Below are 15,359 nucleotides of genomic sequence, written 5' to 3'. Positions count from 1 at the left end.
CTAAAGTAGATATTTACGCAAAGACTTAAAAATATTATCAGATATTTTCCAAATTCAGTTAATTTGTAGTGATACGAATTAACGCCCTAATTTGCTTGGTAACAATAGCGTTTTGGACCCACCTGACCCCATGCCGAACTCAGTAGTGAAACGAAACAGCGCCGATGATAGTGTAGCATTTGCTATGTGAAAGTAGGACATTGCCAGGCTCCAAATTGTAGAAAGCCCGACTAGAAATAGTCGGGCTTTTTTACGTCTGTAGAAAAGTGAAATGTGGGTGAATAATGTACACAAGTCTCCCGCGTAAGTTGGGCGAGCGTAGCGACACCCGACACTCAAATCATAAAAATATCACCACTGACTAATGAGTGTGTCGCATTTGCACTGTGGCTCTCCACTGCTGTGGGCACCACGACATTACCAGGCTCCAAATTGTAAAAGCCCGAATTTAACGATTCGGCTTTTTTTACGTCTGCAGAAAAGTGAAATATGGGTGAGTGATGTACACAAATCTCCCACGTAGGTCGGGCGAGCGTAGCGACACCCGACGATAAAGAGCATCAAAAATAGCTCAAGGAGCCTGTAGCCTTTAACAATCGTTGTATTCTCAAGTTAGAAATTCATTTTTAAAATCATTTTGTTGCAACTTCACTGTTGGTTTAATAAGTGACCTGTGTAAAACTACTGAGGTTAATTCAGTAAATCAGGTGACATGAATGTCAAATATTAAAGCTTGGAAACTTCTCAGCCTGTTTTGTTTGTTTGCGGTGCTTATGGGTTGCCAATCTAAAGAAGAGCAACTGCAAAAAACAATTCAAGAATCGATTAAAAAAGCGGAGGTTGAGCTATCACAGCTAGGTACTGCGCTTGATAATGGTAGTTTGCGTAATGCATTACTACTTAAAGAATACGGTGTTCAGCTTAAAAATCAGCAACCAGAACTTTCAAAAGTTGTTGATGTCATTACCCTTGACGCCACTCGTCAAGGTGCACTTTATAGTGGTTTAACACAGCGACTTAAAGATATTAAGGGCACCTACCTTATTCCTCCTTACGAAGATACTTTGCACAGTATTGACTTATTGCGTGAAGCTGCAAAGCCTACGTTATTTTCAGATGCGTTAACCGATCCTATTAATATGCTTGCGGATATGTCTAAAGGTAATTTAGCGCGTATTGGTGCTATTAGTCAGCAAGCTGAAGGCGCTGGAGTTGGTAACCAAATGGTGGGTAATCCTAATTATGGTAACTGGCAATCTAACAGCAATGGTACTAGCTTTTGGCAATGGTACGGTATGTATCGTATTTTAGGGGATGTATTCAATCGTGTTGAATATGGTAGCTGGAGCCGAGGTCGTAAATATAGTTATTACAACGATTACGGCCGCACGCGCTACTCAAGCCCAAAACAAATTAAAGCGCAGAGCACGCTAGAAACACGTACGCGTCAATCATATCAACGCCAAGGTAAGCAGTTTACTAGCCCTTATGCGAGCAAAAAAACGGGGGCGTCAGGCTTAAGCCGAAGTAGCTACACACCACCTAAAAGTCGCAGTAGTTATTCTCGTTCGAGTAGTTATAGCAATAACTCGGGCTCAGTTCGTAACAGCGGTAGTAGAACCTCTCGTGGCGTGAGCCGTGGTAAGTAAAAGAATAAAGTTGGAGTTAGAGTAATATGTATGAATTTAATGGAATAACAATGTGGTCACTACAAGCGCTGGCGATTGATTTTGCAATTATTGTTTTGCTGTTTGTGAGTCTTAAATATATTAAGGGTTGGGTATCTAACCTGCATGCTAATGATGAAATTACTGAGCGTGATAACTTTGCATTTGGTATTAGTTTTGCTGCGGGTTTAGTTGCATTGGCGATTGTGCTTACAGGTGTAAGCAGCGGTGCTTTTGCAGTGTCATTACAGCAAGAAGCTCTGCAAATGTTGGGTTATGGTGCACTGGCTATTTTACTTATTAAGCTTGGGCATTTCTTTCAAGATAAAGTTGCGCTGCGTAAAGTGAGCTTACATAGCGAAATAGTTAAAGGTAACGTGACTGCGGCTGTTATCGACTTTGGCCACGTTGTTAGTGTCGCCATTGTAATTCGCTCGGCATTGCTGTGGGTGGCTACCGACGGTTGGCATGGTTTACCAATTGTGGTTGCTGCTTTTGTTATTGGCAGCCTAGTGCTGTTGTTAGTGAGCCAATATCGCGTACAGCTGTTTAAGCGCACCAATAAAAGTGGTGATTGCTTACAACAAGCAATTATTGATGGCAACTTAGCCGTGGGTATTCGTTATGCCGGTTTTTTAATTGGCAGCGCATTAGCCATTACCGCAGCAACGGGGATTGCGCCTTATGTAGCCGATAATATTAATGCGAGTTTGTTGTACTGGGCTATAAGTGCAGTAGTTAGTTTACTGGTATTTATTATTTTGCACTTAGTGACAATTAAAATAATTTTATCTGGCTGTGATATTTCAGATGAAGTGAACCGTCAAAAAAATGTGGGTGTAGCCGCTATTTCTGCAGCGTTATCATTTGCGGTAGGTATAACTATGGCAACACTATTAGGCGCATAATCGAGTGTCATCAACTATAAAAAGCCCAAGTAAATTTAGTTTACTTGGGCACGATATTTTACTTATTACCGTTATGGCCGTACTCGCAGGGTGTGGCCTTATTTATGAATACTTACTGTCTCATTATGCGGGGCGGGTACTTGGCTCAGTAGAAAGCGCTATTTATGCGATGATCGGCACTATGATAGTAGCAATGGGCATTGGCGCATTTTTAGCACGTTGGTTTAAAGATGCATTTACCGCCTTTGCTTGGCTAGAAAGTATAATTGCTTTGATTGGTATGGGCTGTATTTTAGCCATTGCCGGCGTTATTGCTGTTAGCTATTCACTGCCGCATATGTTTTCGAGTATTTTTAATTTACCTCCCGACGTAGTACTCAATGGCTATGTATTTCAAAAGCTACAAGAGTGGTCGCGTTTTTTACCCTATGTATTTGGCCTTATACTTGGCTTGTTTATTGGTATGGAAATACCGCTTATTGCGCGTATTCGTCAGCATGTTTATGGCCGTTTTTTAGAAAATAACGCAGGAACAATTTATGGTGCCGACTATATAGGCGCCGGAATTGGCGCGGCTATTTGGGTTAGCATTATGTTGTCTATGCCCATAATGCAAGCAGCCGCGTGGACTGCGCTGTTTAATATAATTGCTGGGCTTGCTTTTTTATGGCGGTATCACACCTATGTACGCTTTGCCAAACTGTTATTAGCGTGTCACCTGTTATTACTAGTATTATTTGCGTTTATATTGGTATTGGGCAGTAGTTGGATGGATAACTTGAGCAATGTTTTATACAAAGACAAGGTTATTTATTCTCAAGCCACTAAATATCAACATGTGGTACTAACCGAGCGGTTAAGTAAAAATCAGCCGCAGCCAATAACCGATTTATACTTAAATGGGCGCTTACAGTTTTCTAGTGTTGATGAGCAAATATATCATTCAATGTTAGTTTACCCGGCAATGTTGGCATCAAACCGTCATGAGCGGGTACTGATCATTGGCGGTGGCGATGGGCTGGCACTTAGAGATGTTTTAAAGTGGCCGGTGAGCAAAGTAACCCTGATTGACCTTGATGGGCAATTGCTTAATTTGTTTGGCCATAAAGATGCTGAATTTACTTCGCCTGAAGATATTAGCCAGCGGTTGTTAAGCCTTAATAGCAAATCTATGCATGATCCGCGTGCAGATATTATTGTTGGTGATGCCTTTTTAGAAGTTGAAAAGTTGCTCGATCAGGCAAAGCAATTTGATACTATTTTAATTGATTTACCTGACCCTAATCATCCCGATTTAAATAAAATGTATAGTGACTACTTTTATAATCATGTACGCCAATTACTAGCACCAGATGGCGCAATGGCGGTGCAGTCAACTTCGCCTTATCATGCTAAAAAAGCCTTTTTAAGTATTGCTAAAACGGTTAAAGCGGCTGGATTTGAATATGTAGAGCAGTATCAACAAAACATTCCTTCATTTGGACAGTGGGGCTGGACTATAGCTACCAAAATGGGGCAATCGGCTAGTGGGCGAATCAACGATGTAACCGCAATGCCGATACCATCAAGGTGGATCAGTAAAGAATATTTACTGGCTAGTTTTATTTTTCCGAATAATTATTTCGAACATATTAAAGATATTGAAGTCAATAGGTTAGGCTCTGGCCAACTGTACGATTATTACCGTACAGCATGGCAAATAGAAAGCGAGTTGTATAAAAACTAATAAAACATGGTTGACATAATATGTCATCCATGAGAATCTTAACTCAGACATAATATGTCAAACGACAAAAGGCAGAGACATGGAATTAAATGAACTTTCAATAAAATTAGCTTCTTTTGAAACAGAAGGCGCTAACTTTGAGTCTTTCTTGATTGCTAATCCAGGTGAGCAAGATGTATTACAAGTCATTGTTGATGAAAATGATGAGCTTCCAATTTTTGTTACGCAAACACAAGAGCAGTTATTATGCATTAGCTACTTGTTTGACGAAGATGAAGTTAAGCCGGAATTACGTAACGAGTTAAACGAAACATTACTACGTTTAAACGTGCCAATTCCATTAAGTGCATTTGCTAAAATCGATAATAAATACGCGATTTTTGGCGCACTGTCGGTAAATTCATCATTAGATGACATTACCCACGAACTAGTGACATTAGCCGATAATGCTATTGATGCACTAGAAGCCGTGACCATGTATTTAAACGATTAGTAGCGATTTAGTGGAGTTAAGATTATGAGTATTTTAAAAAAATTATTTACAGCAGTACGTGGCGGCGCGCGTGAAGCAGGCGAAGCAATTGTAGATAAAAACGGTATCCGTATTTTTGAGCAAGAAATTGCAGATGCACAAAATGCTTTGCACCGTGCTAAAAAAAGCCTAACAGAAGTTATGGCGAAAGAAATGCAAACTAAGCGTAAAATTAGCGCTGTAGATGCATCTATTGCTGAGCATGAAGCTTATGCTGGGCAAGCGCTGGAAAAAGGCAACGAAGCTTTAGCATTAGAAATTGCAGAAAAAATTGGCGAGTTTGAAGCTGAAAAAGCAGAGAACGAACAAGTATTATCTGGTTTTAGCAATCATATTGTAGCGCTTAAACAGCAAGTTAAAGAAGCTGAAAAGTCGATTAAAGAAAACCAACGCCAGCTAACTATGGTTAAAACCACAGAAAGCGTGCAACAAGCTACTATGGCTGTAAACAGCACATTAAACACTAACAGCTCGTCTATGACATCGGCTCGCCAATCACTTGAGCGTATTAAGCAACGCCAGCAAGACCGTCAAGATCAGTTAGGTGCAGCTAAAGAGCTTGAAGCCGATGTAAACGGCGACGATTTAAAAGCGAAAATGGCAGAGGCCGGAATTGGCGACAGCAGTCCAAAAAGTGCTGATATTTTAGCGCGTATTAAAGCCAAGCAAAATAGCTAATAATTACGTTCATATTTAAAAAGGTAACCAGGCTTTAGCTTAGTTACCTTTTTTGCTTAGAAGGCAGCCTTCCTATGTTTAATTTTTTCAAATCTAAAAAAGAGCCAGAGCGTCAGCTTAATCATGCCAGTGAGCTTAAAAAAGGTGACATGTTTACAGTCATCGATTCATTTGCTTATCCAGCGTGGTTAAAAGGGCAAACTCTTCGCGTTATTGATATACAAACTTACCAGTATCAACACAGTAGTGACACTGAGTTTGTGTTGGAAAGTGACAGCGGCCAAGTGGTATTTTTACAAATAGAGCAAGAAGATGGTGAGCAATGGGCTAACTTTTCTATAAAAGTACAACGTGATGAAGTAGAAGATATATTTGGCCTTGATCAGTTTGCGCGTATTTTTGATGAAGAGTCTTTAACGCATATCACAGTGCAAAATATACCAGAGCGTTTTACGCAGTTTTTAGCTAACAACTATCAGCAAAGCGAATCGCCATTTGTGTGTTATTTTCATAATAAAGACTATCGCAATCAAGCTCTTCCACGTTATGAGCAAGAAGGTGGTGAGCTGTGTGAAATGATTTGTTTAGAGTCTGATGATAAAGGCTTTGGTTTAAATATTGAGATTTGGGATGGTGGCGAAACCGAAGTATCGCTTACCTTAACGCGGCCAATTACCGACATTGTTGACTTGTTTCCAGGAGACGCTAAGTGAGTGATGCTAAAGAAAAGTGGTTACGCCAAGAGCAGGCAGTGCGTGCCACGCAAATGGCATTTGATCTAAGTAGCGAAGTACAAAAGTCGATAAAAAAGCAAGCGATTGATCAAGAGCTAACACCTTCAGATATGATCCGCAAAATACTCGGTTTGGATGTAAAGTCTAAAAAAACCCGACAGCGTCTATCGTTTAATTTAAACGACGATGAAATAGCACAGCTTGCAAGCCGTTTTGATGTGCAAAGTGATGATAAGCGCGTAGTAAAGCAACGCGTTGCAGAACTTTTGATTGCTCATACAAAAAAAATTAAGTAGTTTTATGTTATAGACGCTATGCCCTTAAACTAAAAAGATAAAATAACGAGTTGCCGTGAATATAATTTTAATTGCTTACTTACTAATTTTTGCATTATTTGGTACTGCGGCAAGCTACTTTGTGCGTTTTATTTATGCGTATTGGGTGCTTAACAAAATGCCAATGCACTATATTATTAAAGCGGGGATTTGTTTAGTAATGGTGGTAATTATTTCAGCGTTAATCCCATATTTAGGATAACGCTGAAATTAAATTGTTTGCAGCATTATTTTATTTCAAAAGGTTGGCATTGCTGATTAATGCACAGTGATTGTACTTCAAGCACTGATGGGCAGTCAGTTAAGCCTTGTGCCTTATTTAGCGTGTTTTCTTGTGCTGTTATTTGCTGTGCAATCTGCTCAGCTTGTTCTTGTTGGGTATTAAGTGTTGAGTACACCGTATACTTACTTGGCCCACCGCACGCACGCGCACCTACTTCAAGCACTTTACATTGAAAGCTAGCTGTACAGCTATTGTTACTAACAATATCGTTAAGTTGACTATTAAGACTCGCTAAACTCGTTCCGTGATCATTGCTTGACGATGTTGTGCTAGCACAGCCGCTCAGTAACAAAATACTAGTAGCAATACTTACAATTGATAGTTTAATTGCTGATGGCAAACAACTCATAACCTTATCCTTAAAATACACTTACTGCTGAGCCTTCAAGTTTAACACATTTATTTTCTACACACTGCGTGCTTGGCGCAGTTAAATGTTGGCAAATACTGACCATTTGATTTTGGGCATTATAGTTACTTTCAAAAGTAGTGATTTTTTTACTTAATGCAGTGACTTGCTCAGTTGTTGCTGTTGTCGTTGAATACACTATATAACTACTTGGGCCGCCACATGCTCGGCTACCTACAGCTTCTACTTGGCACTGCGTACTGCTATCACATTGTTTATTAGCAATGAGCGTATTTAATTCATTTTTAGCTGTTTTAATGTCATCAAGAGTAACTGTTTTCATGGCAGTATTTGATAGTTTTTCGGCTGGGGCATGTAATTCTGCTTTGTTACTTTTTTGCAGTTGTTGTAGTTTTTGCTGCGATGGCGTTGTTGCTTCGCTGGCAGTTGTTTTTTCTGTTTCTGCTACGGGGTTATCTAAACAAGCGGTTAAACACAGTGGTAAAAATATAGCTAGCAATGGTGTACGCATAACAAATCCTGATAGTGGTGAATTATTCACCACTATCATACACTGTGCATTTGTTACGGCAATAAAAACTCTATTATCAAGCAATTAAAGCCGTTATTAATTACTGTGAATATTTACAGCCCGCCTTGGGTTAACTTGCTGGGGTTAAGTAGCTTTTCGAGCTCGCTGCGCGATAAATCAGTTTCTTGCTCGGCAACATCAATAATTGGGCGAGCTTCTTTATATGCTTGTTTCGCTATTTTGGCTGCTTTTTCATAACCGATCACCGGATTTAGCGCGGTTACTAAAATAGGATTTTTAGCCAGTGCCTTATCAATATTTAGCTGATTTACTGTAAAGCTAGCAATGGCTTTATCTCCCAGTGCTTGGGCGCTATTAGCGAGTAACTCTATACTTTGTAGAATATTATAAGCAATTACCGGCAGCATTACATTTAGCTCAAAATTACCTGCTTGGCCGGCAACGGTAATTGTAGCGTCGTTACCAATTACTTGGGCGCTCACCATAGCTGCCGCTTCGGGGATCACTGGGTTTACTTTGCCGGGCATAATAGATGATCCGGGTTGCAGTGCTTCAAGCTCTATTTCACCTAAACCAGCTAATGGACCAGAGTTCATCCAGCGCAAGTCGTTGGCTATTTTCATTTGCGCTACAGCAAGTACTTTTAATTGCCCTGAAAGCGCGACAATGGCATCTTGCGAACCAATATTGTAAAAAAAGTTACTGCTAGGCGTAAATCTAATACCTACGTTGGCACTGAGATTATTAGCAAATAGCGGTGCAAATTGTGGATCGGCATTAATACCTGTTCCTACAGCGGTACCACCTTGCGCTAGTTCGCAAACACGCTCTAGGCTATGCCTTATACCAGCCGCGGCATGGTTAATTTGCGTTTGCCAGGCACTTAGAGTTTGCCCAAAAGTAACCGGCATAGCATCCATTAAATGAGTGCGGCCGGTTTTTACTATAGCGCCAACCTCGGCTTTTTTGTGTTCTAAATGCTGTGATAGTTTTTCTAGTGAAGGGAGTAATTCGTACACCACATTTATTGCGCTGCTCAGGGCAATGGCAGTAGGGATCACATCGTTAGAGCTTTGCCCCATGTTTACATCATCATTAGGATGAATGCTTTCATCGCCTAGCCGGCTTGCTAAAGTGGCAATCACTTCATTGGCATTCATATTTGAGCTAGTACCCGAGCCAGTTTGAAATATATCGACCGGGAAATGCTCATAATGGCTACCATCAATAATTTCTTGGCATGCTTGCTCTATTGCTTTAGCTTTAGTTTTGCTTAGGTGCCCAAGCTCAAAGTTGCTCTGCGCTGCCGCTTGTTTAATGTAAGCAAGGGCGGTTATAAACTGCTTAGGCATAGCTAAACCACTGATGGCAAAATTATTCACAGCGCGCTGAGTTTGCGCTTGATATAGTGCATTAGCAGGGACTTGTAACTCGCCCATGCTATCTGATTCTGTTCTAAACTGAGTCATAATATTCTTCCTTAAAAGGATTAAACCAGCGGCTGAGAATGCTCATTACGCACTCGCTTGGTAATTATTTATTGTAAGTAAACCTTGTACTCTATCTGTAGGCTGGTGTGGTAAATTGCAAGGGTTATTTGATAATAGTTATCATTACATTTTGAGCTAGGTGTTTCAATGTAAAGTACAGCTATAAAAGTATAGATTAATTAACTGGCTTTAAAGCGTACATTAGCGCACGACAAAATACGCTAAATTTGTTTTACTGTTGCGCATCAGTCTTTAACCTTGAGAGTAAAAATGATCAAGCCATTCTCACAAGCGTGTGAAAATAATAAACAGCCTATTTTAGCGCAGTTAAAATCTGTGTTAGCGAATGCCAAAACGGTGCTCGAAATAGGCTCAGGTACAGGTCAGCACAGCGTGTACTTTGCTCAGCAGTTGCCGCATTTACAATGGTATAGCAGCGACAGAGCGATTAATCATGAAGGTATTAATTTATGGCACCGCGAGGTTAATTTAACCAATTTACATGCTCCCCTTGAACTTGACTTAAACAATGCGTGGCCAATAGATAAAGTGGATGCTATTTACACGGCTAATACTTTTCATATTGTAAGCTGGCAACTTGTAGAGCATTTTTTTGCGGGTGTAAAACAGCATTTAAATGACCAAGGCATAGTATGTATTTACGGGCCATTTAAATATAAAGGCGAGTTTACTAGCCAAAGTAATAACGACTTTAATCGCTTTTTAATAGAGCGCGACCCACTTAGCGGTATTAGAGATTTTACAGCAGTTGAGCTATTAGCAAAGCAAGCAGGGCTAACGTTAATAAGTGATATAGCCATGCCTGCTAATAATCAGTTACTGATTTTTAAACGGCAGTAATGCGCTGCATTGATCTTTATAAATATTAATATGCTGGCGTTCACGTTTTAAGTAATCGCTAATTGCGTTGCTAAAGTTATTATCAACTATATGGTGAGCTGAGTAGGTTAATACAGGGGCAAAACCGCGTGCTATTTTATGTTCACCTTGTGCCCCTGAATGAAAACAGCTGAGGTTATGCTTTATTGCAAACTCAATCCCTTGGTAATAGCATAGTTCAAAGTGCAGAGAATCTACCTCTTCGCTTGCCCCCCAATACCGCCCATACAGTGTATCTGCTCCTATTAGACTAAGGGTTGCGGCAATAATAGCGTCCTCTTTTTTGGCTAGCATAATGACTAGCTTGTCGGCCATTAGCGCATGTAAAAGCTTAAAAAAGGGCATATTTAAATAGCCTAAGTGGCCAGAGCGTTTTAAATAAGTACGTTGATAAAATTCGCAAAATAGCTGCATAATTTCAGGCGTAATTTGCATCCCTTGCAGCCATTCAATAGTAATGTTTTGTTGAGTTATTTTGCTGCGTTCTTTTTTTAGTGATTTACGCTTACGTGAATTAAGCGTATTTAAAAAATCGTCAAAGCATGTAAAGCCTTTATTAAACCACTGAAATTGCACACCCACTCTAAGCATGGCGTGTTGCTCAGTGAGGTGTGTGGCTTGGGCTAAGTTGCAAAAATTAACGTGCCAACCAGACCAGCCTTGCTCTTTGCTGTGCAGGTTTAGTAACTCTGTAATGTATTTATACACTAAACTAGGATTGCTATGCTCTATAGCAATACGGCTACCTTCAATGGGGCAAAATGGCACACCGCATAACCATTTAGGGTAGTACTCTAAGCCATGTTTCTCGTATGCTTCTGCCCAGGCCCAATCAAACACATATTCACCGTAAGAGTGGCTTTTTAAATAGCCAGGTGCCAGCGCAATAATATTTTCGCCCTCAAAAATAGCTAAGTGATAAGGCTGCCAACCACTTTGTTGATTAACACACTGACTTTGCTCTAATGCGTATAAAAAAGCATGTTGGGTAAATGGCTCGTCGCCAAACAAACGTTGCCAATGCGCTCGCTCTATTTGATTAATACTACTAAACCATTGATGCGAAAATGTCGCCATTACTACTTACCTTGTGCGTGTTCTACGTTTTTTATAAAGGTGCTTATTTGTTTTTTAAGCTCAGGAAAAAAGGGGTTATAGGTTAATCGTTGTAAGGTGGGATATTGCTTTAAGTTAGCAGCTGTACGTTCTCCAAGTTGCGGGCTTTTTGTGGTTTTACAGGTTTTATATAACTTTTCGCCGCCAATAAAACTGCCGCAATTACGATAAGAGGCACTAATACCATAATGCGGATTTTGTGGTGAGTTAACAATGGCAATATGCGATATACCATGGATTTTTAGACATGCTTCGCTGGCACACTGCGGATTTAATACTCTGTAATCTGCTGCAAAATTTGGGGGTAAAATAGTGCTGCTACCATAAAGCACTAGGGTATCGAGTTTTTTATAGCGACTTAAATTAGTATTATGTAGTGCATTTAATAATTTAAGGGTGGCATGGCTATCAATTGTCGCGTCAATATCGCTTATTACGCTAAATACAGGCAATGCCAAAGCAGGGCGCTTACTTAAGTTTTTAATGCTAACCAATGACATTGCATCATATGAGGCTGCTGCAGCATTGAGTGGAAACGACTCATACTTAGCAAAATCAACATCGGCGTCTTTATCTATCCAATTTAAAAATGGGATTAAATCAAGCCACTTGGCTATCCAACCTTGTTTATTATGCGGCTCGGAGCCCGGTGAAAATAACATAAGCGCCGTTATTTTTGATGAAAGCGCTTGCGTGATTGCATAGTCTATAAGTAGTGCGGCCCCCGTAGAGTAGCCCCCTAAAATAACCTCATCAAAGTCTTGTGTTGTGCGCTCTATAGCGTAACGCACAGCTTGTTGCCATTGCTGTAGGTCTACATCTTGTAACGCACTAGCAGCACTGCCGTGGCCGGGTAACAAAATAGTGCGTACGGTATAACCTTGCTGATAATACACTTGGGCTAAATCGTGATAGGTAAAAGGAGAGTCGGTAAGGCCGTGCACGAGTAATACCGCTTTTTTACTTTGTGAATGTTTTAACTCAAAAGGAGCAATAATGTCGGCAATAGTGGGGTTAGGCTTACGACTGCCTTGAGTAACTAGTTGCTGATACGTTTGAGTAAATACAGGGCATGGCATAGCAGCGCGAGGATTAGCTACACTAATATACTGATACGCATGATTGAGGTAGCTATTAAATGGGGCACGCGCTTGGTAATCAAAATACGCTTGGTGGTGATCCTTTGTATAGCGTAATAGGCCTTGCTGTTTACTCTTTTTAATAAATTCAAAATCGCTTGCCTGCGCAATACAATTTTCAGCGACAGCTAAGTGAGGCAAAAAGCTAAGCATACAAGTTAAAAATATTTTTAAAAACACACTATTATTGTTCATAAACCACTGCATATTGAGCAAGACACTCGGTTAGCTTAATTAGTTCAAGCGGTTTTGCAAGGTGTTGATTAAAACCAACCGCCTGAGCGTGTGCTTTGTCTTCGGGCATAACGTCGGCAGTTAAGGCAACAATTGGCAGTTCCTCAGCCGTTTTAAATTGCCTGATTAGGGCCGTTGCTCTATAGCCATCCATTACTGGCATTTGGCAATCCATAAACACGAGGTCAAAATGCTGTTTTTTTATAATATTAACTGCAAGCTCACCATTTTCAACAACCTGTGGCACAATTTTTAGTGAGCCAAGCATGGCTTTTATAACCATTTGATTAACCGGGTTATCTTCGGCCACTAAAATTTTTAAAGCGGCTATATTAGTATTATCTGTAGGTTTTATAAGGGGGTCTTGCGCTTTAACCGTCTCTATTTCTAATGTAAATGTAAAAGTAGAGCCTTTATCAAGCTCGCTATGTAGCGCTATATTTGCATTCATTAATACACTAAGCTCTTTGGCTATGGCTAACCCAAGGCCGGTGCCACCAAACTGCCGAGAAGTAGAGTTATCGGCTTGAGTAAATGCACTAAATAACTTTTCATGTTGAGTTGCTTTTATACCTATTCCGGTATCAATAACGGCAATTGTTAGCTGTGCTTTATTGGGCGCAATAAGTTGCGTATCTACATTTAAAGTAACACTGCCAGCGTTAGTAAATTTAATAGCGTTACTGCATAAATTAAGCATTATTTGCTCTAATCGCATTGGATCGCCAACAAACCAAGTGTCTTTAGGGATGTTGCTATTTATTTTCCACACAATTGCTTTGCTTGCAGCACTTTGTTCAAACATAGTATTAATGCGCTGAATAAGTGCGGTTAAATCAAATGGAATACGTTCAAGCACTAGCCGTTTTGATTCAATTTTAGATATATCGAGAATATCGTTTATCAAATTTAATAAGCTTTTAGATGACGAATTTATTTTATCTAAATAATCAATTAGGGTATTGGCGTCGTCTTCTTTACGGGCAAGCGAAGAAAAGCCAATAACAGCATTTAGTGGCGTGCGTATTTCATGGCTCATATTAGCTAAAAATTGACTCTTAGCCCGGTTAGCCAAATCAGATTGCTTTTTTGCTTGTGCTAACGAATAAGTACGCTCTGCTACTTGGCGAGTAAGTGCAATTTGCTGCTGATTAAACAGTAGTAAAATCAATAAAATTAATGAGCATACAACTACTTGAAGTATCAGCAGCAGTAAGGTGAGTTGATTATTATGTTGAGCTAAAAAGGCATCTTTAAGTGCCAGTTTTACGATCCATTGTTGCCCGCCAAAATCGACATTAAACGATATTAGCTTACTGCCTTGTGCAACATTAAGATTGTTTGAGTTACTGTAAAATGCGGGTTTGTTTATATCTTCATAAATAGCAATCGAAAACATTTTAGACTGCTGCTCAGTAATGGCCTGCTTAATAATTTGAGGGACTAAAAATACGCCTGTGGCATAGCCTTTAATAGTTTCTTTTTCATTGGATTGAGAATATACAGGCGCAAATAATAAGTAAGCAGCATCAGAGTGCTCAGTTTGTACGAGTTGAATTATTTTAGTTCCCACTGGCTGATACTTTATTGCGGGGTTGAGTAAGGATGCTTTGCGATCTGGGTTTGAATATACATTAAACCCAATTGCTTTTTGGTTGCTATTAAGCGGTGCTATATATTTTACAATAACGAGTGGATCGTTTGGCTCTAAAGGTTCACCAATAACATCATAATTTAAGTTATAAATGCTTGAAATTTCTTTAGAGAATGCTTGGCGTTGATGAGATGGGATTTTTACATTCCATGATAAAGCTTTTATAAATGAGTGCTTAGCAAGTAGGGTGTTGGCATATTGATTAAAGTCTTGCTGGCTTAATGTTGGCGATGACTGAACTTGGCTAGCTAAACTTTGCACAGCAATAATGCTGCGATTAGTATAGCGGTACAGGCTGTTTTCTATCACTTGCACTTCGCGCTCAGCAATTTTTATCGCATTAATACGGCTTTCACTATCGTATAATTGTGTGGTGGCCGCTACTGATACAAATAAAATGCAACATACCGAAAGTGTCGGTAGCACCGAAATATTATAGTTATCAGACTTCTCTGGTAATAACGAAAGTAAAAATGGAGTGGCAATTAACACCCCTAAAATATCACCTAACCACCAGTAAGTTGTGTTTTTCCAGTGATTATCTGCACTGTACATTGCATTAAATTGGCTTAGTGCAAACACGCCAAAATTAGCCGAAATTAAACTGACTAAAACACCTACAACTACAATAAAATAAATAATGTTTTGGCGCTTTTTAAGGCGCAGAGGGTGGCCTAACCAAAACTTTAATATTGCGGCCCCAACCATGGCCTGCAATACCACCCCAAAGGCAATATACATAGCCTCGTTTAATGAATTTCCTACCAATACCATTTCATGAGTTGTATTAGCAAAAAAATTTAAATTAAATGCGAGAGCCGCTAAAAATAGCGCAGGAATAAATCGCCACCACCACACAAAGCAGCCAACTAAGGCTATACCAGCAGGTAACCAAACCGGAATAATTTGCGAGTCAAAGGTTAGCTTGGTAAGTATTACTCCTACAAAAAAATAGGCTAAAGAAAAAATAATGTAAAAAACACTAGAGTAATACTTGGAGTTAAAATTTTTCACATAAATCCCTGTACAAGTAATATTCCCAATTTAAAATATCAGTATAG

At 39.7% G+C, this 15,359-nt stretch carries 15 protein-coding genes and 1 rRNA gene; 10 read left to right on the top strand and 6 right to left on the bottom strand.

The annotated features are described in order from the left end of the window. The first annotated feature begins 94 nt into the window (after window positions 1-94). The 9 genes from rrf (at window position 95) to HC000_RS06780 (ending at window position 6,782) form a co-directional block, all read left to right on the top strand. Window positions 95-209 (top strand): 5S ribosomal RNA (gene rrf / locus HC000_RS06820). 507 nt (window positions 210-716) lie between these two features. Then, window positions 717-1,649: a hypothetical protein gene (locus HC000_RS06815; protein ID WP_011326766.1), complete on the top strand. Its 933-nt coding sequence runs from the start codon at window positions 717-719 to the stop codon at window positions 1,647-1,649. A 26-nt stretch (window positions 1,650-1,675) separates the two neighbouring features. Continuing rightward, window positions 1,676-2,575, top strand: a complete 900-nt coding sequence (locus HC000_RS06810; protein ID WP_011326767.1) for a DUF350 domain-containing protein — start codon at window positions 1,676-1,678, stop codon at window positions 2,573-2,575. Between the two features lie 4 nt (window positions 2,576-2,579). Next, entirely contained in the window at window positions 2,580-4,301 is a 1,722-nt protein-coding gene (locus HC000_RS06805) for a polyamine aminopropyltransferase (RefSeq protein WP_011326768.1), read from the top strand. A 79-nt stretch (window positions 4,302-4,380) separates the two neighbouring features. Beyond that, window positions 4,381-4,794 (top strand): YjfI family protein, encoded by a 414-nt coding sequence (locus HC000_RS06800; protein ID WP_011326769.1) that lies wholly within the window; start codon window positions 4,381-4,383, stop codon window positions 4,792-4,794. Between the two features lie 24 nt (window positions 4,795-4,818). Next, window positions 4,819-5,511 (top strand): PspA/IM30 family protein, encoded by a 693-nt coding sequence (locus tag HC000_RS06795; RefSeq protein WP_011326770.1) that lies wholly within the window; start codon window positions 4,819-4,821, stop codon window positions 5,509-5,511. Between the two features lie 74 nt (window positions 5,512-5,585). Continuing rightward, the gene (locus tag HC000_RS06790; RefSeq protein ID WP_179807273.1) at window positions 5,586-6,224 is read left to right on the top strand and encodes a DUF4178 domain-containing protein; all 639 of its coding nucleotides are present in this window, start codon (window positions 5,586-5,588) and stop codon (window positions 6,222-6,224) included. Next, on the top strand, window positions 6,221-6,541 hold the full coding sequence (locus tag HC000_RS06785) for a hypothetical protein (RefSeq protein WP_041454305.1): 321 nt from the start codon (window positions 6,221-6,223) through the stop codon (window positions 6,539-6,541). The genes HC000_RS06790 and HC000_RS06785 overlap by 4 nt, the downstream gene beginning before the upstream one ends. A gap of 55 nt (window positions 6,542-6,596) precedes the next feature. Then, on the top strand, window positions 6,597-6,782 hold the full coding sequence (locus HC000_RS06780; RefSeq protein ID WP_011326773.1) for a hypothetical protein: 186 nt from the start codon (window positions 6,597-6,599) through the stop codon (window positions 6,780-6,782). Between the two features lie 25 nt (window positions 6,783-6,807). Here the strand turns inward: HC000_RS06780 and HC000_RS06775 are convergent, their stop codons facing one another. The 3 genes from HC000_RS06775 to HC000_RS06765 form a co-directional block, all read right to left on the bottom strand. Next, on the bottom strand, window positions 6,808-7,212 hold the full coding sequence (locus HC000_RS06775) for a hypothetical protein (RefSeq protein ID WP_011326774.1): 405 nt from the start codon (window positions 7,210-7,212) through the stop codon (window positions 6,808-6,810). 10 nt (window positions 7,213-7,222) lie between these two features. Next, the gene (locus tag HC000_RS06770; RefSeq protein ID WP_011326775.1) at window positions 7,223-7,744 is read right to left on the bottom strand and encodes a hypothetical protein; all 522 of its coding nucleotides are present in this window, start codon (window positions 7,742-7,744) and stop codon (window positions 7,223-7,225) included. Window positions 7,745-7,857: 113 nt separating this feature from the next. After that, window positions 7,858-9,234 carry a class II fumarate hydratase gene (locus tag HC000_RS06765; protein ID WP_179807272.1) on the bottom strand — a complete coding sequence of 459 codons (1,377 nt, stop codon included), beginning with the start codon at window positions 9,232-9,234 and terminating at the stop codon, window positions 7,858-7,860. 291 nt (window positions 9,235-9,525) lie between these two features. Between HC000_RS06765 and HC000_RS06760 the strand changes: the two genes are divergently transcribed. Next, window positions 9,526-10,116 (top strand): DUF938 domain-containing protein, encoded by a 591-nt coding sequence (locus HC000_RS06760; protein WP_179807271.1) that lies wholly within the window; start codon window positions 9,526-9,528, stop codon window positions 10,114-10,116. Here HC000_RS06760 and HC000_RS06755 read toward each other — a convergent pair. Genes HC000_RS06755 through HC000_RS06745 form a run of 3 tightly spaced genes read right to left on the bottom strand, consistent with a single transcriptional unit; the run spans window position 10,093 to window position 15,312 of the window. Further along, window positions 10,093-11,232, bottom strand: a complete 1,140-nt coding sequence (locus HC000_RS06755) for a GNAT family N-acetyltransferase (protein ID WP_011326778.1) — start codon at window positions 11,230-11,232, stop codon at window positions 10,093-10,095. The two genes, HC000_RS06760 and HC000_RS06755, sit on opposite strands and share 24 nt — an antisense overlap. A 2-nt stretch (window positions 11,233-11,234) precedes the next feature. Further along, a complete protein-coding gene (locus tag HC000_RS06750) occupies window positions 11,235-12,605 on the bottom strand; it encodes an alpha/beta fold hydrolase (RefSeq protein ID WP_011326779.1) in 1,371 nt (456 codons plus the stop codon). Next, window positions 12,595-15,312, bottom strand: coding sequence for an ATP-binding protein (locus tag HC000_RS06745; RefSeq protein ID WP_179807270.1), 2,718 nt, complete (start codon window positions 15,310-15,312; stop codon window positions 12,595-12,597). Before HC000_RS06745 ends, HC000_RS06750 begins: the two co-directional genes overlap by 11 nt. Window positions 15,313-15,359 lie beyond the last annotated feature (47 nt).

This window comes from Pseudoalteromonas sp. MIP2626, from assembly GCF_013414205.1.
GTDB lineage: Bacteria > Pseudomonadota > Gammaproteobacteria > Enterobacterales > Alteromonadaceae > Pseudoalteromonas > Pseudoalteromonas nigrifaciens.
The sequence above is the reverse complement of the archived record's forward strand: the minus strand, read 5'-3'. Positions and strand labels throughout refer to the sequence as shown.

What these genes read in the sequence shown, in the direction of transcription:
- HC000_RS06750 (WP_011326779.1), bottom strand. Translation starts at nt 12,605, where the DNA reads ATGAACAATAATAGTGTGTTTTTAAAAATATTTTTAACTTGTATGCTT.
- HC000_RS06790 (WP_179807273.1), top strand. Translation starts at nt 5,586, where the DNA reads ATGTTTAATTTTTTCAAATCTAAAAAAGAGCCAGAGCGTCAGCTTAAT.
- HC000_RS06760 (WP_179807271.1), top strand. Translation starts at nt 9,526, where the DNA reads ATGATCAAGCCATTCTCACAAGCGTGTGAAAATAATAAACAGCCTATT.
- HC000_RS06755 (WP_011326778.1), bottom strand. Translation starts at nt 11,232, where the DNA reads ATGGCGACATTTTCGCATCAATGGTTTAGTAGTATTAATCAAATAGAG.
- HC000_RS06765 (WP_179807272.1), bottom strand. Translation starts at nt 9,234, where the DNA reads ATGACTCAGTTTAGAACAGAATCAGATAGCATGGGCGAGTTACAAGTC.
- HC000_RS06770 (WP_011326775.1), bottom strand. Translation starts at nt 7,744, where the DNA reads ATGCGTACACCATTGCTAGCTATATTTTTACCACTGTGTTTAACCGCT.
- HC000_RS06775 (WP_011326774.1), bottom strand. Translation starts at nt 7,212, where the DNA reads ATGAGTTGTTTGCCATCAGCAATTAAACTATCAATTGTAAGTATTGCT.
- HC000_RS06795 (WP_011326770.1), top strand. Translation starts at nt 4,819, where the DNA reads ATGAGTATTTTAAAAAAATTATTTACAGCAGTACGTGGCGGCGCGCGT.
- HC000_RS06810 (WP_011326767.1), top strand. Translation starts at nt 1,676, where the DNA reads ATGTATGAATTTAATGGAATAACAATGTGGTCACTACAAGCGCTGGCG.
- HC000_RS06800 (WP_011326769.1), top strand. Translation starts at nt 4,381, where the DNA reads ATGGAATTAAATGAACTTTCAATAAAATTAGCTTCTTTTGAAACAGAA.
- HC000_RS06815 (WP_011326766.1), top strand. Translation starts at nt 717, where the DNA reads ATGTCAAATATTAAAGCTTGGAAACTTCTCAGCCTGTTTTGTTTGTTT.